This window comes from Chlorogloea sp. CCALA 695 (assembly GCF_003003885.1).
Classification (GTDB): Bacteria; Cyanobacteriota; Cyanobacteriia; order Cyanobacteriales; family Chroococcidiopsidaceae; genus Aliterella.
On the sequence record NZ_PVWN01000028.1, the window covers coordinates 35,019 to 51,274 of the forward strand.

The window sequence follows — 16,256 nt, forward strand, 5'->3', positions numbered from 1 at the left end:
CTCCTATCTTTGGCTCGTTTTCTGCTCGTGCAACAACACAGGCAAAGTTGAACCCATAGAAACTACAAGCATTGCCAATGATCCCACCGCCGCATCGCTAAAAGATACATTTTCTGTAGCTTTCCAAATCTCTGTTGCCAAAGTATCAAAGCCAATCGGGGCTAAGAGCAACGTTGCGGGTAATTCTTTAATTGCGGTCAAAAATACCAAAACCGCCCCATTCAACACCCCAGGACGCACCAAAGGGAAAGTAATTTCTTTCAATGTCTGCCAAGGAGTACGCCCCAAAAGCCTTGCTGATTCTTCTAACTGTGGATGCAACTGTAACAGTGAACTTCTAATTGTGCCTACAGATTGAGGTAAAAATAGCACTAAATAAGCAAATACTAGCATCGGCAAAGTTTGGTACAACCAAGGCAAATATTGAGAGCCTAGAAATACTAAAGATATGGCTACTACAATTCCTGGTAAACCAAAACCAATATAACTACACCGTTCTATAGCTGTAGTTACACGACTAGGAAACCTTACCGCTAATATTGCTACAGGGATGGCGCAAATAGTCGCAATTACTGCTGTAAAACCCGCCGCCGCAACTGAATTAAGGGCTGGCTGCGCGATCGCATTCCATGAAACTGCACCGTAGGCTGTATTGCTACTTGTCAAGCCTCGCCATAACCAAAACACTGTCACCCCAACTGGTAAAACTAAGCTGAGACTAACAACGATCGCGCAAAATAATAAAGCAACTACTTTACTTGCGCCCAGTTTTACAATTACAGGTGACTGCACTATTGATAAATTGCGACTGTAATAAGCAGCGCGCGATCGCACTTTATACTCTAGCCACAAAATCCCCAACACCAAAGCAACCAATAATAAAGCCAGCGCCGCCGCTTGGTTTCGATTGAAACTTGACTTGTATTGTAGGAAAATTACCCGCGTAAAAGCATCAAACCGCATCAATGAAGGCGTACCAAAATCTCTTAAAGCATACAAAGCCACCAGCAAACCGCCAGCTATTATCGATGGGCGTAACTGTGGTAATACAACGCGGAAAAAGGTATTGAATTGATTTAAACCCAAACTCCTCCCCGCTTCTACTGTCGCCGGATCGATTAACATTAACCCCGCCCGGACACTTAAAAGCAGATAAGGATAGGTAAACAGCGTCAGTGCCAAAATAGTCCCAAACCAGCCGTAAATCTCCGGTAATTCGGTTACTCCTAGAGGTTCTAACCATACTTGCAACAAGCTACCTTTGGGCCCAAAAGCCGCAATTAAGGCAAAACTACCTACATAGCTAGGTACAGCTAGAGGTAAGGTAGTTGCAATTAACCAAAACTTTCGCCCAGGTAGATCGGTTTGTAAAGTCAAAAAAGCTAGAGGTACGGCAATTAAGGCGCTAAATAAGGTTACGGCTGCTGCCATCCCTGCACTATTGAACAATACAGTTAAGGTACGGGGGCGAGATACTAAGTTAATTAGCTTTTCTGTACCTACACCCGCCGTCCTAATTACTAAATAAGTCAAAGGCGAAATAATTGCGATCGCTGTAATTGTAGCGATCGCAACTAAAAATAACGGTGGACTAGAAGCATTACGCCTCAAAGTACCCCTGCTTCTTGAAGTAATGCTAGAGTCCCTTGTAAGTCAGACAAGTTGCTCAAATCAACTTTGGGTGGCTTAAGCTGACTGAGAGGAATTTGTTTTTGCGATGCTTGGATGCCTTTTACCAACGGATATTCGTTAGTTTCTTGGGCAAAATAAGTTTGAGCTTTGGGAGTAAGCATATAAGCTACAAACTTGTCAGCGTCGCTCTTTTGATCGGTAGTATTTAATACTGCTAAACCTGCTACATTTACCATTGCCCCAGCATCTCTGCGGGTATAGTGATGGGCTACAGGAAACTTGGGGTTGTCTTTGGTAAACCGATAGAGATAGTAGTTGTTTACTAATCCTAAAGAAATTTCGCCTTTCCCTACTGCTTCGACGATCGCGGCATTTTTGGCATAATCTTTTGTCCCGTTAGCTTTCATTGCCTTTAACCATGCCAAAGTCTTTTGGTTGCCTTCTAGCAAGCGCATAGCAGTAACAAAGGATTGAAAAGAACCATTTGAAGGGACCCAACCTATTTTACCGCGCCATTTAGGATTAGTTAATTGGGCTACAGATGTCGGTAACTCACTGGGTTTGACTAGCTTTGTATTGTAATCAATTACTCGCGCCCGTCCTGAAATGCCGATCCATTGTCCCGCCGAGGAGCGAAACTGTGGCTCTACTTTTGCAAGTAAGGTATTAGAAATCGGTAATGTGCGTTTTTCTTTGGCTAAAGCACCTAAAGCCCCCGCATCTTGACCAAAAAATACATCCGCGCGACTGTTTTTGCCTTCTTCTAATAATGCGATCGCAAGTTCTGCTGTGTCGCCGTATCGTACCTCAATATCCATCCCTAAATCTTTCTCAGCTTTGGCAATTAAGGGCCCAATCAATTTTTCGTCTCTACCAGAGTAAATAGTCAGCGTTTTTTGTTGTGCTGCTTGACTACTAAAAGCTATACCCCCACCTACAACTACCAAAGCTATGAGGGCAGAAATTTTCCCTAACGAACTAACCACCAACTTTATCCTCATATATGTAACTAAACATCTTTTCGAGCGGATTTGGCTAAGCAATTCTTACTACCAGCTTTTCCCGACAGACGTTAGCTTTGCTTTCAAAAAAATACCATTAATTAGACAACTTATTTAAGAAGTTTTTGCAAATCATTTTAATTATAAAGTAAGGCAAAATATTGTTAAGTGCTTAATTTGCCGTGATTAAAAACAATCTTTAGCTGAATGTTATTGCAAATAATTATGACTAAGCTTTACAATTAGCCTGTTGCTGTTAGGAAAACTTGGTTGCAAGCGAGTTCAAAGCTTGGTGTAGTACAAGTAGGGAAGAATTAATTACATGACTTACCTTAAAAATCTGCCACCCTTAAATAAGATGTGGAAACCAATGTGGTTAGCCTCGTTAGGCTTGCATGGCTTGCTACTGGTGATGCCAATTCCTGCAACAGATACACCTAAACCAACGAAAAAGCCCCAATTAGTTAAGCTAACTCCGGTAACACCAAGACCAACACCTGTAAGTACAATCGCTAAAACAAAACCAACACCTGTAGCTAGTCGCCCCCTAGTATCACAGCAAAGAGTAGTAGCCACAAAACCAACACCGCGAATCGTTACAAAATCTCCTCGCCCCGTTGTTGCGCCCACTCCTCAAAAGCCTGTAACACCTGTCTCCGTCAATTCTTTACCGCCAGCGACGGATATTGAACTAGACACAAAAAATCAAGAATTACTCCCGCCACCTCAAGCTATTCCTTTGGTGTCTCCTAGCCCCGTAACCATAGCAACCAAGTCAATTAATGGCATACCCGTCGATCCTAGTTGGCAAGTTGTAGAACAACCCAGCGAAATCATAGCGGAGGCTGAAATGTTTACGCAGCCTAATGGTAAGCTACACCCTGATATTGTGGGTAAAGTTGCTCAAATTCCTAATAAAAGCCCCGATACAGTGTTTGATGAGTTTTTTCGGTTGAAATTAGCGATCGCCAATTTTAATGTTGAACCTTCCGGTACTTATGCCGCAGGTGGTGGACTTTACAAACTAATTCCTAAAGATAATTCTCCTATTCTCTATTTAGCTTTAGCACCGAATAAACAAGGTACAGGTACGGTGGTGACTATCTGGAATAAATACCCTAGCCCGATTGAATCAACAGAAAGCAAAGTTTTAAATTAACATTGAATTATTCAATGTAAAAATATTTAATGGGAACTCGATATTTAGGTACAACGGAGGAAGTTACAGCTTTAAATGCTTACATCAAGCTCGTTAGAGCAACAGAATCCGTGTCCCATCGCCTCCATCGTCATTTAGAAAGTTCCAAGCTGACGGTTACTCAATTTGGCGTGTTAGAAGCATTGTTTCACTTAGGGGCAATGCACCAACGCGACTTAGCAGAAAAATTGCTTAAAAGTGGCGGGAATATTACTTTAGTAATAGATAACTTAGAAAAACGGCAGTTGGTAAAGCGCGATCGCGAAGTAGGCGATCGCCGATGTATATCTGTATCCCTTACCCCCGCAGGCAAACAGCTAATTAGCGACTTATTCCCGGCTCATGTAGAGGCAATTTTGCAGCAAATGAGTATTTTGAGCTTAGAAGAGCAAGCCGAACTAGGGCGCTTGTGCAAGAAGTTAGGTAAACAAGAATAAAACTTTGTCACTCTTTAAAATGACTTGCAGGCAAACCCGAAGTATTAGTTTGCAGGCTAAATAAGTCTCCAGAATAAAAACTTTTGTCAATTTCTATTTCACTCAAACCCACTGAAGCAGTTGTAATATAAAGCGTCCCCAAGTCTTGATTACCAAAAGTGCAGGAAGTCGGACGCTGTACAGGCATCATTACCCGCATCATCTCTTTACCTTGGGGGTCAAACCGGATAATACACCACCCGTCCCACATTGCTGACCAAATACAACCATCTTTATCTACCGTCAAACCATCGGGGAAAAATGATTCAGCTTGTAAATTTATCAATACCCGGCGATCGCTAAGACTACCGCTTTGCGAGTCAAAATCGTAAGCATAGATAGTTTTAAGCGGCGAATCTGTCAGATAAAAAGTCTTGTCGTCTGGACTCCACCCCAAACCGTTAGATATTGTTAGTCCTGTTTGTAATATGTGTAAACCGTCAAGATCGTAACGATATAAACTACCTTGAGGCTTACCACTACTACTCATTGAACCAAACCAAAAACGCCCAGCGCGATCGCACTTACCATCATTAAAACGAATATCAGGATTATTTTCTATATCCAAAATCGGCGTGACTTTACCGCTAATAGTATCCAAAAAAGCAATCCGGTGGCGTTGACCGATAATTAGGCGATTGATTCCGGCGGGTGCTATGCTGCCGACAACTTCACCTACATCAAAAAATTGAGTCGCCCCCGTAGTTGGATTAAACTGGTGGACGCGATGGTTGTAAATATCACCCCAATACAACAATTGCTCGTCAGGATGCCAAAAGGGGATTTCTCCTAACCGCGCTCTTGCTTCGAGAATATTTTTTGGCGAGTTGGCTGCATTCATTACTTTTTTAGCTCTCTATTAATTTGTAACTTCTGGTGCTGGTTGATTCCAACTGTTAGAGAAAACAAACTTGTCTAAAGGCTTGCGTGTGCGCGGATTTTGTTCTCTTTGTTGCAATGATTCTGATAGAGTTTGAGCATTGCCAAGATAGCCAAGAGCGATCGCACTTGCAGGTTCATAATCAGTAGGAATCTTGTAAATCTCTTTTGCTTTTAGTACGTCAAAGCCTGCCATTTGATGTACAAATAAGTCTAATGCCGCAGCTTGAATCGCCAAATTCGCAGAAGATGCGCCCACATCATGAAAAGCATGACGATTTTCTTTACCATTGCGTTCAAAATGTAGTTTGGCAACGGTAAGCATCAATACTGGAGCATTCCGCGCCCATTCTTGGTTTCCTTCCGCAAGCACGCTAAGTAAACGCTCAAATTCAACAGGGTTTTCTTTCGTCGCAATAATAAAGCTCCAAGGTTGTTCGTTGTAAGAAGAAGCCGCCCATTGTGCTGCTTCCAGCACACTTAGTAACTTTTCTGTTTCCACTGGGCGATCGCTAAAAGCTAAAGGACTCCAACGTTTACGCAAAGAATCTTCGATTGTGTATTGAGTGTTGGCTAACTTATCGTTCATCAAACTTTTACTCCTGAATATAATTCAATCCTGTTGATCTCGTATCAACTTATCGCCTGCATTATGTAGTATTTACCGATGCTTTTTGACGGCTTTTATCACTCTAACATTAAATAATTTAATGTTAAACTAAATATAGTTGAACAGAGCAGACATAATATGATTACTCTACGACCAGGCAATCAAAGAGGTCATGCTAATCATGGCTGGTTAGACAGTTACCATACATTTTCCTTTGCCAATTATTACGACCCCAAAAATATGGGCTTTCGTGATTTGCGGGTAATTAATGAAGATTGGATTGCTCCAAGCGGAGGGTTTGGCGCTCACAGTCACCGTGATATGGAAATTATCACCTATGTTTTAGAAGGAGCGCTAGAACACAAAGATAGTTTAGGTACGGGAGCAGTAATTAAACCCGGAGATGCTCAAAGAATGAGTGCGGGTACAGGAATTACTCATAGCGAGTTTAATAACTCTACAACCGAGGCTGTTCATTTATTGCAAATTTGGATTTTGCCCGATACAACGGGAATTGAGCCAAGTTACGAGCAACGCAACTTTCCAATAGACGAAAAGCTAGGCAAGTTGCGGTTAATTGCGGCAAAAGATGGACGTGAAGGTGCGGTAAAAATTAATCAAAATGTAGATTTGTATACCTCAGTTTTAAGGAATGGCGATCGCATTGTTCACAATCTCCAACCCCATCGTCACGCCTGGTTGCAAGTAGCAAGTGGAGAAATACAGGTAAATGATCGCGCCCTTATTGCTGGAGATGCGATCGCTGTTAGTGATTCTGAATCGCTCAATATCAGTACCAATACCGATGCAGAAATCTTACTGTTTGACTTAGTTTGATAAACGAATAGGGGCGTTACTGCTTACCGCCCCTAGCTTTGACGGCAAGTACACCTAAGCAAATACGGCTCTCACTACTGCCAAAAGTAGTTGGAGATAGATACATTAAAGCAAGAAAGTACACAAAAGTTTATTTAATGGGTGAGAGTATCTCATCCGCTCTATTCAGCCAAAAGAGGGCAACCCACGATGTTTGAACACTTCAGTAAAGAAGCTATTAAGGTAATAATGCTAGCCCAAGAAGAAGCACGACGCTTGGGACATAATCTCGTGGGGAGCGAGCAAGTGCTTTTAGGATTGATTGGCGAAAATACGAGCGTTGCAGCCAAAGTATTGAACGATTTGGGCATCAACATCAAAAATGCCAGAGTAGAAGTAGAAAAAATTATTGGTCGAGGTTCGCGCTTCGTCAGTGCAGAGATTCCTTTTACTCCCAAAATGAAGCGCGTATTTGATAAATCCTTTGAAGCAGCGCGTCAACTAGGAGACGACTTTATTGCTCCTGAACACCTATTTTTAGGACTAATTGAAGATGGCGAAGGCGTAGCCATAAAAGTAATTGAAAACTTGGGCGTTGACACCGCACAAGCTCGTAGCGCCGTTTTGAGTGAATTAGAAAAGCAGCCCGTTGGCGCTAATAGAGGTAACGTTCAAGGCTCTACAAACCGAGGTGGTGCAGGCAAGACTACTACTTTAGAGGAGTTTGGGACAAATTTAACCAAACTAGCCGCCGAGGGCAAACTTGACCCCGTAGTAGGACGAGATAAAGAAATCGAACGTGCAGTACAGATATTAGGACGGCGCACGAAGAATAACCCCGTACTAATTGGCGAACCGGGAGTTGGTAAAACTGCGATCGCCGAAGGACTAGCGCAGCGTATTGTTGACAAAAATATTCCTGACATTTTAGAGGATAAGCAAGTATTTAGCCTTGACGTTGGTTCGTTAGTCGCTGGAACTCGCCATCGCGGAGACTTTGAAGAACGTATCAAAGCAATTATGGAGGAGATCCGCGCGGCGGGAAATATCATCTTAGTGATCGACGAAGTACATAACTTAGTAGGTGCGGGATCGGTTCAAGGTGGAATGGACGCGGCGAATATTCTCAAGCCAGCTTTAGCACGAGGCGAACTTCAGTGTTTGGGTGCAACTACTCTTAACGAATACCGCCAGCACATTGAACGTGATGCAGCTTTAGAGCGCCGTTTTCAGCCAATTATGGTAGGCGAACCTTCGGTAGAAGAAACCATTGAGATTTTGTATGGTTTGCGCTCGGTTTACGAACAGCACCACAAAGTCAAGATTTCTGACGAGGCAATTTTTGCCGCCGCCAAGCTTTCGGATCGTTATATAAGCGATCGCTTTTTACCCGACAAAGCCATAGACTTGATTGATGAAGCAGGTTCTCGCGCTCACTTGGCTAGTAGTAATACTTCTCCAGAAGTCAAAGAGTTAAAGCAAGAACTCGACACTATCACCAAAGATAAAGAAAAAGCTGTTAAAGACCAAGATTTTGAAGTCGCCGGACAACTGCGCGATCGCGAAATTGAGGTAACGGAGAAAATAAAAGCAGCTTCAGAAAATAAGCAAGCTGTATTAACTACGGTTGATGAAGAAGCGATCGCCCATATCGTTGCTTCTTGGACAGGCGTACCTGTTAACAAACTAACCGAGTCTGAGTCTACAGTTTTACTACACTTAGAAGACACTCTGCACCAACGTTTAATTGGTCAAGAGGAAGCAGTTACAGCAGTTTCACGGGCAATTCGTAGAGCTAGAGTCGGCTTAAAAAGTCCTGATAGACCAATTGCTAGTTTTATCTTTTCTGGACCTACAGGAGTTGGTAAAACCGAGCTTGCAAAATCTTTAGCTGCTTACTTCTTTGGTTCGGAAGAAGCGATGATTCGCTTAGATATGTCGGAATACATGGAGCGCCATACAGTTTCTAAGCTGATTGGTTCGCCTCCAGGTTACGTCGGCTATGACGAAGGCGGACAGTTGACTGAAGCCGTAAGACGCAAGCCTTATAGCGTCATCTTGTTTGACGAGATTGAAAAAGCTCACTCTGATGTATTCAATCTGCTGTTGCAACTATTAGATGATGGTAGACTTACCGATGCCCAAGGTCGGACAGTGGACTTTAAAAACACACTGATTATCATGACTTCTAATATCGGCTCTAAAGTCATCGAAAAAGGTGGCGGTGGAATTGGCTTTGAGTTTGCCGAAAATGGCGCAGAGACTCAGTATAACCGCATCAAGTTGTTAGTCAATGAAGAACTCAAAAACTATTTCCGTCCTGAGTTTCTCAATCGTTTAGACGAAACTATTGTCTTTACACAACTGAAGAAAACAGAAATCAAGCAAATCGCTGACATTTTGCTACTTGAAGTTGCTAATCGGTTAGCTGAACAAGGAATGACTCTAGAAGTAACTGACAGTTTTAAGGAATTGGTAGTAGAGCAAGGCTACAGTCCTAGCTACGGTGCTAGACCATTGCGCCGAGCAATTATGAGCTTGTTGGAAGATTCCTTAGCGGAAGCAATGCTAACTGGACAAATCAAACTTGGCGACAATGCGATCGTTGATGTCATTGGCGGTGAAGTGAAAGTAACTAAATCTGAAAAACCAGAATTGGTACTTGCTTCTATCTCATAAAACTTTAAACCTTGGTAGCAATACCAGGTTAAAGCGCACATTCTTAGGGATGTGCGCTTTTTTAATTAGTAAAGACTTTGCACTTCAGCAGTCGGTCAAATAATGCGCGATCGCTTTGTCCTGAATACTCAATTGCCTTAACTCTCGTCATAACCCATATTTAGCTGTTGAGCTTGAGATGCCAACTCATCCAAAGCTTGGATGCGATCGCTATCAATCTGTTGTTTATAGTTCATCAAGTCTTCAAAGCGGATACGGCGATGTCGTCCTACTTTCCGACAAATAATTTCACCTGTCTCTATTAGTTTTATGAGGAAAGGGCGCGAAACATTAAGGATCTCTGCGGCTTCTTGGGTAGTTAATTCTGCATGAATGGGAATGAGAGTAACAGCGTTTCCCTGAGCCATTTGAGACAAGATATCTACAAGTAGATGAAAAGCAGCCGCAGGAATGACAACTTTTTGTTCGCTATTGTCATCACGGGCAACTTTAAGCTCAATAGTAGAACGATGGTGAGGACTATGAGAAGCTAAAATGCGGCTGCTCTCTTGAGCAAGTTGGGCTTCACCCTCTGTAGGAATGAATAGATTGCGGTAAAGTGTATTACTCGTCATTAAAATTTTTCCCATGACTGAGGAAGGCCTAATCTTACTTTCGCAAAATCAAGCTATGCCAGTTTTTGTCATACCACTCTATTGTATAAACGAATTAAACGCAATAATCGAATCAGACGAAACAAGCTGACTATTTAACCGCTCGTCAAATTATCTTTTGCTGATTGGGTAGAAATGCGATCGCACGTCTTTGAGGTTCGCGCCGATATTAGCTAGGGGACAAGTACGAATAATCAAGTTTAACAGGCTTAAACTTAGGATATACTTTGTGTATCCAACGAAAAAACAAACCCATGAAATTGCAGATTGGTCAGTGGGGGAACTCCTTAGCCTTTCGCATCCCCAAAAACTTCGCTAAACACTTGAATTTAAAATCTAACGATGCCGTTCAATGTAGCATTGAAGACGGAAAGCTAGTTTTAAAGCCAATTCCAAAAGTCAAAGAGTACACATTGGACGAGCTTTTAGACTTTGAGATTGATGAAAGTGAAGAAATTTCCTGGGGCAAATCAAAGGGTAAGGAAGTTTGGTAGATTATATTCCAGAGCGAGGATGTTTCATTTACCTCAATTTTGATCCCCAATCTGGTCATAATCAAAAGGGAAAACGACCCGCGTTAGTAATGAGTCAGACTAAATTCAACCGTAAGATGGGCTTTGTTTTTGTCTGTCCTATTAGTAATACCCAACGGCGCAATCCGTTTTATGTTCAAATTCCTGAAGGAGAAACCGTAATCGGGATAATTATGGCAGATCAACTCAGATCCCTAGATTATCGGGCTAGAGGTGCGGAGTTTATCAGCGAGTGTCCGCAGGAGTTATTTGCAGAAGTATTACGCCGAATCAGTCCGGTTTTGTTTTAGTTAGTCAAATAATGTGCGATCGCCCTTACATATCAAATAGTTAGATTATCCTCAAGTAAAAGCTCTTTGAGACCTTGCTAAAAGTAAGGCAGTAGACGATAAGCTTCACTCTCAATCAAAATATAAATTCCTAACCCAATTAACACAAAAGGAATTATCCGATGACCATACTGAGTCAACCTAGGAGCGATCGCCCGATGGTTGCTTAACCAGGAGGCAACGTAGCACCAAACGCTAACTAACCCCAAAAAAACAATCAAAATCACACTCAAGCTAAACAAACTACTGTTAGCAAACAGTGGAACGTAAATACTAATATTATCTCCGCCGTTAGCAATTGTAACGGCAGCAACATGATAAATTTGCGGCTTACACAAGCTAAACAGAACAGAACGAGACTTTCCTGTGCTAAAAGATAAGGACACGGTTTGCACTTGATCCTCTTGCTCTTTTCCCTGCCAGAATTGTCTAAGCCCAATAGTAATCGGTATTAGTCCCAGTAAACCAATCCAAGCTTTCGGCAGCAGCATTCCGCCAAAAAATCCCGGTAAACTTGCGGCAATCAACACGGCAAAACCCAGATATTGCCCAATCACAATATGACGAGGACGAAAGCGATCGCTTACTTGAGAAAAAAAGAGCATCAAGATAATAATGTCATCAATATTAGTAGCTGCGAAAGTAGTTATTCCAACCGTTACCGTATTGATTAGGCTATTCATTGTCCATAAGTCTTATCGATCAACTTCGTGCGATCGCAACTACTGCAAGCCCTTGGGAAAAGGTATCACAGAAGGAAAACCGGGGTTTTACAACTACTTTTCCTACGCGATCAAGATAACCACACTTATCGCCAACTTTAACTGCTGCCAGCCCTTGGGAAAAGCGATCGGCTAGATCGAACTGGGCAGCAATAACTTGTTTGCCAGTCCTGTCAATATAACCCCACTTGTTACCAATCTTGACTGCTGCTAATCCTTCCGAAAAGTTGCTTGCTTCACTAAATTCTGGCTTAGTAACAAACTGACCCAGTTTATCAACATAGCCCCACTTATCAACAATATCTCCCCCTATATCTGAAACAGCATAGGTCGCTACAGATGCCAGTCCTTCAGAAAAGTCATTAGCTACAAAAAATTGTGGTTTGATAACGACTTTTCCTGTTCGTTCGATATAACCGTAAGAACAGTAAGCGAAACGACAACCACAGGCTCCCCCATTTTCGACTACGGCTAAACCTTCGGAAAATTTGCCTGCTCCAGAAAACTTTAGTTTGAGCGCAAATTGACCTCTTTTGTCAATGTATCCCACGCTAAAAGCTCTGGACTTGTTGACAAGAGTAACTGCTGCTATACCTTCGGAAAAATTTTCTGCTGTACCAAACTTGGGTCTAATAACAAACTGACCTCATTGATTAATGTAGCCCAGCTTGTTGCCAAAAGTAACTACTGCTAAACCTTCGGAAAAGTTTTCTGCTGTACTAAATTTGGGTTTGATAGCAAGCTGACCCTGTTTATTAATATATCCCCACTTGTTGCCAACTTTGACTGCGGCTAAACCGTTGAAAAAAGAACCTGGCTTTCCATAAACGTCATCAGCATCGGTAGCAAATTGCGGTCGGATTACTTGTTTACCAGTTTTGTTAACATAACCCCATTTATCGCCAATTTTGACTCGTGCTAGTCCTTCAGAAAACTTGTATGCCAACTTAAATTGTGGTTTGATGACCGATTTTCCTGTTTTGTCTATGTAGCCATAGCTGGGAACTTCTGTTTGTGTTAATCCCGTGGAGGGTAATAGATTCAAAACAAAGACACAGATTGAACAAGTCATTATTGCTAGTAAAACACTAAGCGGTTTAAATTTCATAAAGACATTACGGGAGTTTTTCGGAAACTTATATAAAATAATTATTAATAAAAAATAGAGTATAAGTGATTTTAATTTCAGTTAACTACAGCTATAAAGATAGTTTGATATTAATTATCATTAAGAATAAAGACAATTGCTAAATTCAACCTTTCATTGAAAACAATGAAGAGCCTATGGATTAATTACTTTTATTTTAACAATTCTAGGCTACTACAGCCATCTGTACTTCACTGCTCTTGAAAACTGAACGTAGCTGCTTTTAATGAATCCACATTAGTGGCACTTTAATGATCTTGATGTCTTTATAAACCAATCGATGTTAAATATTACTTCGTCGCGAGTGATACTTAGCTAAATTACCTAATAATTTTTGCTAAGATTGCGGGTTCTGCAAAAGATTGATTTCTAATACTTCTAGTAACCTTCTCGCATTCTCCCAAAGTCTAATGCTGACTAAATGCTGTGCATCTTTCTTTCGCTGCCTGTTTTGTCAGGACTATTTGCCGCCTCAAGTTTTAACTCCTTTAAAGTGATACATTTATTGGCGAAGGGATGAGTGCAACTACAGAAGACTTCGCCCGAGGCTCCCTAAACCCTAGCAATGTATTAAAATTTGTAAAAGGAGCGAAATCTCCGGCTCTACACCTGTACGCGCAACTAAACTCTATGGCACGTCAAGATACCATTTGGGAACGCTTTTTATCTCCTATAGTTCGCTCCTTTATTAATGAAGAAGAATTGCAGCGCTACTACAAAAGTATTGATTGGGAGTCTGAAGGCGCAGCTTTTCAATCAGCCAATGTCACAATTCCCGATTACTACAGCAGCCAAAACTTTCACGGCATTGAGGGCGGTTATCTAACTGCTGGAGCCGCCGTTTCCTACGATCCTATTACTCAATATGTTTTACCTCCCGGCGAAACCCTAGTACGCCAATTTCTTATAGATTCCCTTCAATCCAAACCGAGGCGAATTTTAGACTTGGGTTGCGGTACGGGTTCAACAACTTTAATGCTCAAACAAGCCTTTCCCCAAGCGGAAGTCATAGGCTTAGACTTATCTCCTTATATGCTAGTTCGGGCAAACCATAAAGCAAAACTTGCTGGCTTAGAAATTGAGTGGATACAAGGCAACGCTGAGAAAACGGGGTTTAAAGATGCCAGTTTCGATTTAGTTACAGCTTCCTTGCTATTTCATGAAACGCCAACGGCGGTATCTCAAACAATTCTGCATGAATGCTTCCGTTTATTACCATCGGGAGGAGAAGTAGCAATACTAGATGGCAACCAGCAAACCATACGCAATTTAGAGTGGTTAAGTAACATCTTTGAAGAACCGTATATTCGCGATTATGCCGCCGCCAGCTTAGATAATTGGATGAATAGAGCCGGATTTGCCGCCGTGCAAACTCAAGACTGGTGGTTTATTCACCAAGTAACGCGCGCCGTCAAACCATTAGCACAGACAAAAGAGTATGCTGTTGATGCGGCTTGGATACCCGCACCCGGTTACTAAAAAGCTATGAGTTTGAAGGCAGTTTTATTTGATTTTAACGGTGTCATTATTAATGATGAACCCCTACACGAGCAACTAATAGAGCAAATTTTGCTAGGAGAAAATTTGCGCCCCCAACCAGGGGAATTTAGAAAAATTTGTTTGGGAAGAAGCGATCGCGTTTGTTTAAAAGAATTACTCACTAATCGCGGTAGAGTAGTTAGCGAAAGCTATTTAACTGAATTAATCGAGCGCAAAGCCCAAGCTTATCAAAAACTGTGGTGCGAGAAATCCGATCAGTTGCCAATCTATCCAGGTTTGGAAGCTTTGATATATCAACTAACGTCGCGCAACATCAAGTTAGCTGTAGTTACAGGCGCTATTCGTACAGAAGTAGAACTCGTCCTAAATAGTACAAATTTAGCTAAATACTTTAATGCGATCGTTGCTGGAGACGATATACCTACAAGCAAACCTGCCCCCGATGGCTATCTTTTGGCTGTAGAACGTCTCAACGCCCTCTACCCCAATACTAATTTACAACCAAGGAACTGTTTAGCAATTGAAGATACCCCTGTAGGCATTCAAGCCGCCAAAAGTGCCGGAATTGCCGTAGTAGGCGTAGCTAATACCTATCCCTTCCATATGCTTCAGCGCCAAGCAAATTGGACAGTAGATTATCTGCACGATTTAGAAATAGAACGAGTGCAGAAAGTATTAAGAGAGAAAGTGCGATTCGTTGAATGCTGAATCGCGGTAATCAGTCCGGCGCGACCTGAAATGGTCGTTTAGTTAGGGAAGCCTACTTCCCTAGAGGATTCACACCCTCTACCCCTATGTAAAAGACTCTACTAGGAGTCCGGTCACGGTCAAGTAAGCAATGAAACAACCGGAGTGCAGGCTCGCGTAAGTACCCAGGGCTACTAGCCTAAAGTAGTTCAGAGGCTAAGGGGAGTTCTCCAATGGTGAACAAATGTGAACTGTCGATAAAACTGCCTGATTTACCAAAGAGCTAAATCAGGCTGATAGGCTCTACCCAACAAGGGAGGTTGACGGATTAGTGGTTCGGGCTTCCACTAATCGTGTGAACACAATATCCACCGCAGAAAAGACAGCACCTAAAAGAGAACAGACAACTAAACGACACAACAGGGTAAACCCTACAGAGTCAAGGAGTGGTCGAATACTTCTAGTATGTCCGAGGTAACGGAGACTGAACTCTCTGGAGGGCAGAGGATGGGATAAAAAGCGAATACCAGCCTGTAACGGGTTGGATAGGGGTTCGCGCATTTGCCTCTGACCGAAAGGAAAGCTGACTTCTCCTGGGTCTTATCCCTCTTTTGTCAGACTCCGAAAACTTTGGTCATTTCTGAATCCTAGAAGCTTTCTAGAGAGAGCAATAGCTCGATTTTTTAATAAATAACAATTAGCCCCCTGAAGAAATGGCTACAACTCTCTCACAGCAAAACTTCATCAGGAAAATGACAGAAGAGGGTTATAGCAATCCTAGATGAGTTGAAGAAAAGTAAGTATTTAACTATTGTAAATGATGGATGTAGCATTTTAGAACTAATTGAAGGATGGATGAACTGGTCAAGATGATTGAGAGTAATCCTGACTCCAGGGAACTCAAAGGAGCCTTAGCAGTGCAAAGGGGATTGAAAGGCTATTTGGAGCGTCAAATCGAGGAAATCCTTCAGGTTTGGGACAGCTTCATAGCGCAAATGCTGGCTAGGGTTTGAGTCCGAAGGGGTCATGGGATTAAAACCGCAGCGCTCAAGGCAGCAAGGGCTATTTAAGAGCAGGGCAACGGCAAGCGGAAATTAACTGGTTACAGCAAAAGAACTATTGGAATCTGGCACAATTGCCACAGCACATCAGTGACACCTACCGCCTCAAGTTCAAATCCCGACAGAGTTACTATGAATTATTTGCGCTTTCAGGCATCCGTTGGCAGCAAAGGCCAAAGTGCAATCAAAACAAAGATCCACAGTTGGGTCAAAAACAAACTAGAAATTCTTACCCAACTTAGTCAATGGCTAGCAGAGGTGCGATTCGTTGAATAGTGAATCACGGTGAAAGCCCGTACATAACTATTCCAGCCAAGACTCCCAAGTCTAGCT

17 protein-coding genes and 1 pseudogene are annotated in these 16,256 nt (G+C 42.2%); 9 read left to right on the forward strand and 9 right to left on the reverse strand.

The window, feature by feature from the left end:
- Window positions 1-3 precede the first annotated feature (3 nt).
- Window positions 4-1,611: an iron ABC transporter permease gene (locus C7B70_RS14910; protein ID WP_106369814.1), complete on the reverse strand. Its 1,608-nt coding sequence runs from the start codon at window positions 1,609-1,611 to the stop codon at window positions 4-6.
- Complete coding sequence (locus C7B70_RS14915) at window positions 1,608-2,618, reverse strand: iron ABC transporter substrate-binding protein (RefSeq protein ID WP_199192282.1); 1,011 nt, start codon at window positions 2,616-2,618, stop codon at window positions 1,608-1,610. The genes C7B70_RS14910 and C7B70_RS14915 overlap by 4 nt, the downstream gene beginning before the upstream one ends.
- A gap of 337 nt (window positions 2,619-2,955) precedes the next feature.
- Here C7B70_RS14915 and C7B70_RS14920 point away from each other — a divergent pair, with 337 nt between their 5' ends.
- Both C7B70_RS14920 and C7B70_RS14925 read left to right on the forward strand, forming a co-directional pair.
- Window positions 2,956-3,792, forward strand: a complete 837-nt coding sequence (locus C7B70_RS14920; protein ID WP_146134060.1) for a hypothetical protein — start codon at window positions 2,956-2,958, stop codon at window positions 3,790-3,792.
- Between the two features lie 29 nt (window positions 3,793-3,821).
- The gene (locus C7B70_RS14925; RefSeq protein ID WP_106369817.1) at window positions 3,822-4,268 is read left to right on the forward strand and encodes a MarR family winged helix-turn-helix transcriptional regulator; all 447 of its coding nucleotides are present in this window, start codon (window positions 3,822-3,824) and stop codon (window positions 4,266-4,268) included.
- Window positions 4,269-4,275: 7 nt separating this feature from the next.
- On the opposite strand, the gene C7B70_RS14930 is transcribed toward C7B70_RS14925, so the two are convergent.
- Both C7B70_RS14930 and C7B70_RS14935 read right to left on the reverse strand, forming a co-directional pair.
- On the reverse strand, window positions 4,276-5,148 hold the full coding sequence (locus tag C7B70_RS14930) for an SMP-30/gluconolactonase/LRE family protein (protein WP_106369818.1): 873 nt from the start codon (window positions 5,146-5,148) through the stop codon (window positions 4,276-4,278).
- Window positions 5,149-5,166: 18 nt separating this feature from the next.
- Entirely contained in the window at window positions 5,167-5,775 is a 609-nt protein-coding gene (locus C7B70_RS14935) for a nitroreductase family protein (RefSeq protein ID WP_106369819.1), read from the reverse strand.
- 159 nt (window positions 5,776-5,934) lie between these two features.
- Here C7B70_RS14935 and C7B70_RS14940 point away from each other — a divergent pair, with 159 nt between their 5' ends.
- Together C7B70_RS14940 and C7B70_RS14945 are read left to right on the forward strand one after the other, a co-directional pair.
- Entirely contained in the window at window positions 5,935-6,633 is a 699-nt protein-coding gene (locus C7B70_RS14940; protein WP_106369820.1) for a pirin family protein, read from the forward strand.
- Window positions 6,634-6,822: 189 nt separating this feature from the next.
- Window positions 6,823-9,291, forward strand: coding sequence for an ATP-dependent Clp protease ATP-binding subunit (locus tag C7B70_RS14945; protein ID WP_106369821.1), 2,469 nt, complete (start codon window positions 6,823-6,825; stop codon window positions 9,289-9,291).
- A 137-nt stretch (window positions 9,292-9,428) separates the two neighbouring features.
- Here C7B70_RS14945 and C7B70_RS14950 read toward each other — a convergent pair whose 3' ends face one another.
- A complete protein-coding gene (locus C7B70_RS14950; RefSeq protein ID WP_233220947.1) occupies window positions 9,429-9,920 on the reverse strand; it encodes a helix-turn-helix domain-containing protein in 492 nt (163 codons plus the stop codon).
- A 278-nt stretch (window positions 9,921-10,198) separates the two neighbouring features.
- Here C7B70_RS14950 and C7B70_RS14955 point away from each other — a divergent pair, with 278 nt between their 5' ends.
- Together C7B70_RS14955 and C7B70_RS14960 are read left to right on the forward strand one after the other, a co-directional pair.
- Entirely contained in the window at window positions 10,199-10,438 is a 240-nt protein-coding gene (locus C7B70_RS14955) for an AbrB/MazE/SpoVT family DNA-binding domain-containing protein (RefSeq protein WP_106369822.1), read from the forward strand.
- The gene (locus tag C7B70_RS14960; RefSeq protein WP_106369823.1) at window positions 10,432-10,767 is read left to right on the forward strand and encodes a type II toxin-antitoxin system PemK/MazF family toxin; all 336 of its coding nucleotides are present in this window, start codon (window positions 10,432-10,434) and stop codon (window positions 10,765-10,767) included. Before C7B70_RS14955 ends, C7B70_RS14960 begins: the two co-directional genes overlap by 7 nt.
- 77 nt (window positions 10,768-10,844) lie before the next feature.
- Here the strand turns inward: C7B70_RS14960 and C7B70_RS14965 are convergent, their stop codons facing one another.
- The 4 genes and pseudogenes from C7B70_RS14965 to C7B70_RS14975 all read right to left on the reverse strand — a co-directional run bounded on the left by C7B70_RS14965 (window position 10,845) and on the right by C7B70_RS14975 (window position 12,600).
- Window positions 10,845-11,489, reverse strand: a complete 645-nt coding sequence (locus C7B70_RS14965) for a cadmium resistance transporter (RefSeq protein ID WP_106369824.1) — start codon at window positions 11,487-11,489, stop codon at window positions 10,845-10,847.
- A gap of 19 nt (window positions 11,490-11,508) precedes the next feature.
- Window positions 11,509-12,078, reverse strand: a complete 570-nt coding sequence (locus tag C7B70_RS14970; protein WP_106369825.1) for a WG repeat-containing protein — start codon at window positions 12,076-12,078, stop codon at window positions 11,509-11,511.
- A 33-nt stretch (window positions 12,079-12,111) separates the two neighbouring features.
- Window positions 12,112-12,168, reverse strand: a pseudogene (locus tag C7B70_RS28775) (hypothetical protein); the annotation flags it as partial.
- Window positions 12,169-12,174: 6 nt separating this feature from the next.
- Window positions 12,175-12,600 carry a WG repeat-containing protein gene (locus C7B70_RS14975; protein ID WP_158260502.1) on the reverse strand — a complete coding sequence of 142 codons (426 nt, stop codon included), beginning with the start codon at window positions 12,598-12,600 and terminating at the stop codon, window positions 12,175-12,177.
- 591 nt (window positions 12,601-13,191) lie between these two features.
- Between C7B70_RS14975 and C7B70_RS14980 the strand changes: the two genes are divergently transcribed.
- The 3 genes from C7B70_RS14980 to C7B70_RS26380 all read left to right on the forward strand — a co-directional run bounded on the left by C7B70_RS14980 (window position 13,192) and on the right by C7B70_RS26380 (window position 15,875).
- Window positions 13,192-14,154, forward strand: coding sequence for a class I SAM-dependent methyltransferase (locus tag C7B70_RS14980; protein WP_233220948.1), 963 nt, complete (start codon window positions 13,192-13,194; stop codon window positions 14,152-14,154).
- A 6-nt stretch (window positions 14,155-14,160) separates the two neighbouring features.
- Entirely contained in the window at window positions 14,161-14,883 is a 723-nt protein-coding gene (locus tag C7B70_RS14985; protein WP_106369827.1) for an HAD family phosphatase, read from the forward strand.
- 830 nt (window positions 14,884-15,713) lie between these two features.
- Window positions 15,714-15,875 (forward strand): hypothetical protein, encoded by a 162-nt coding sequence (locus tag C7B70_RS26380; RefSeq protein WP_158260503.1) that lies wholly within the window; start codon window positions 15,714-15,716, stop codon window positions 15,873-15,875.
- Window positions 15,876-16,256 lie beyond the last annotated feature (381 nt).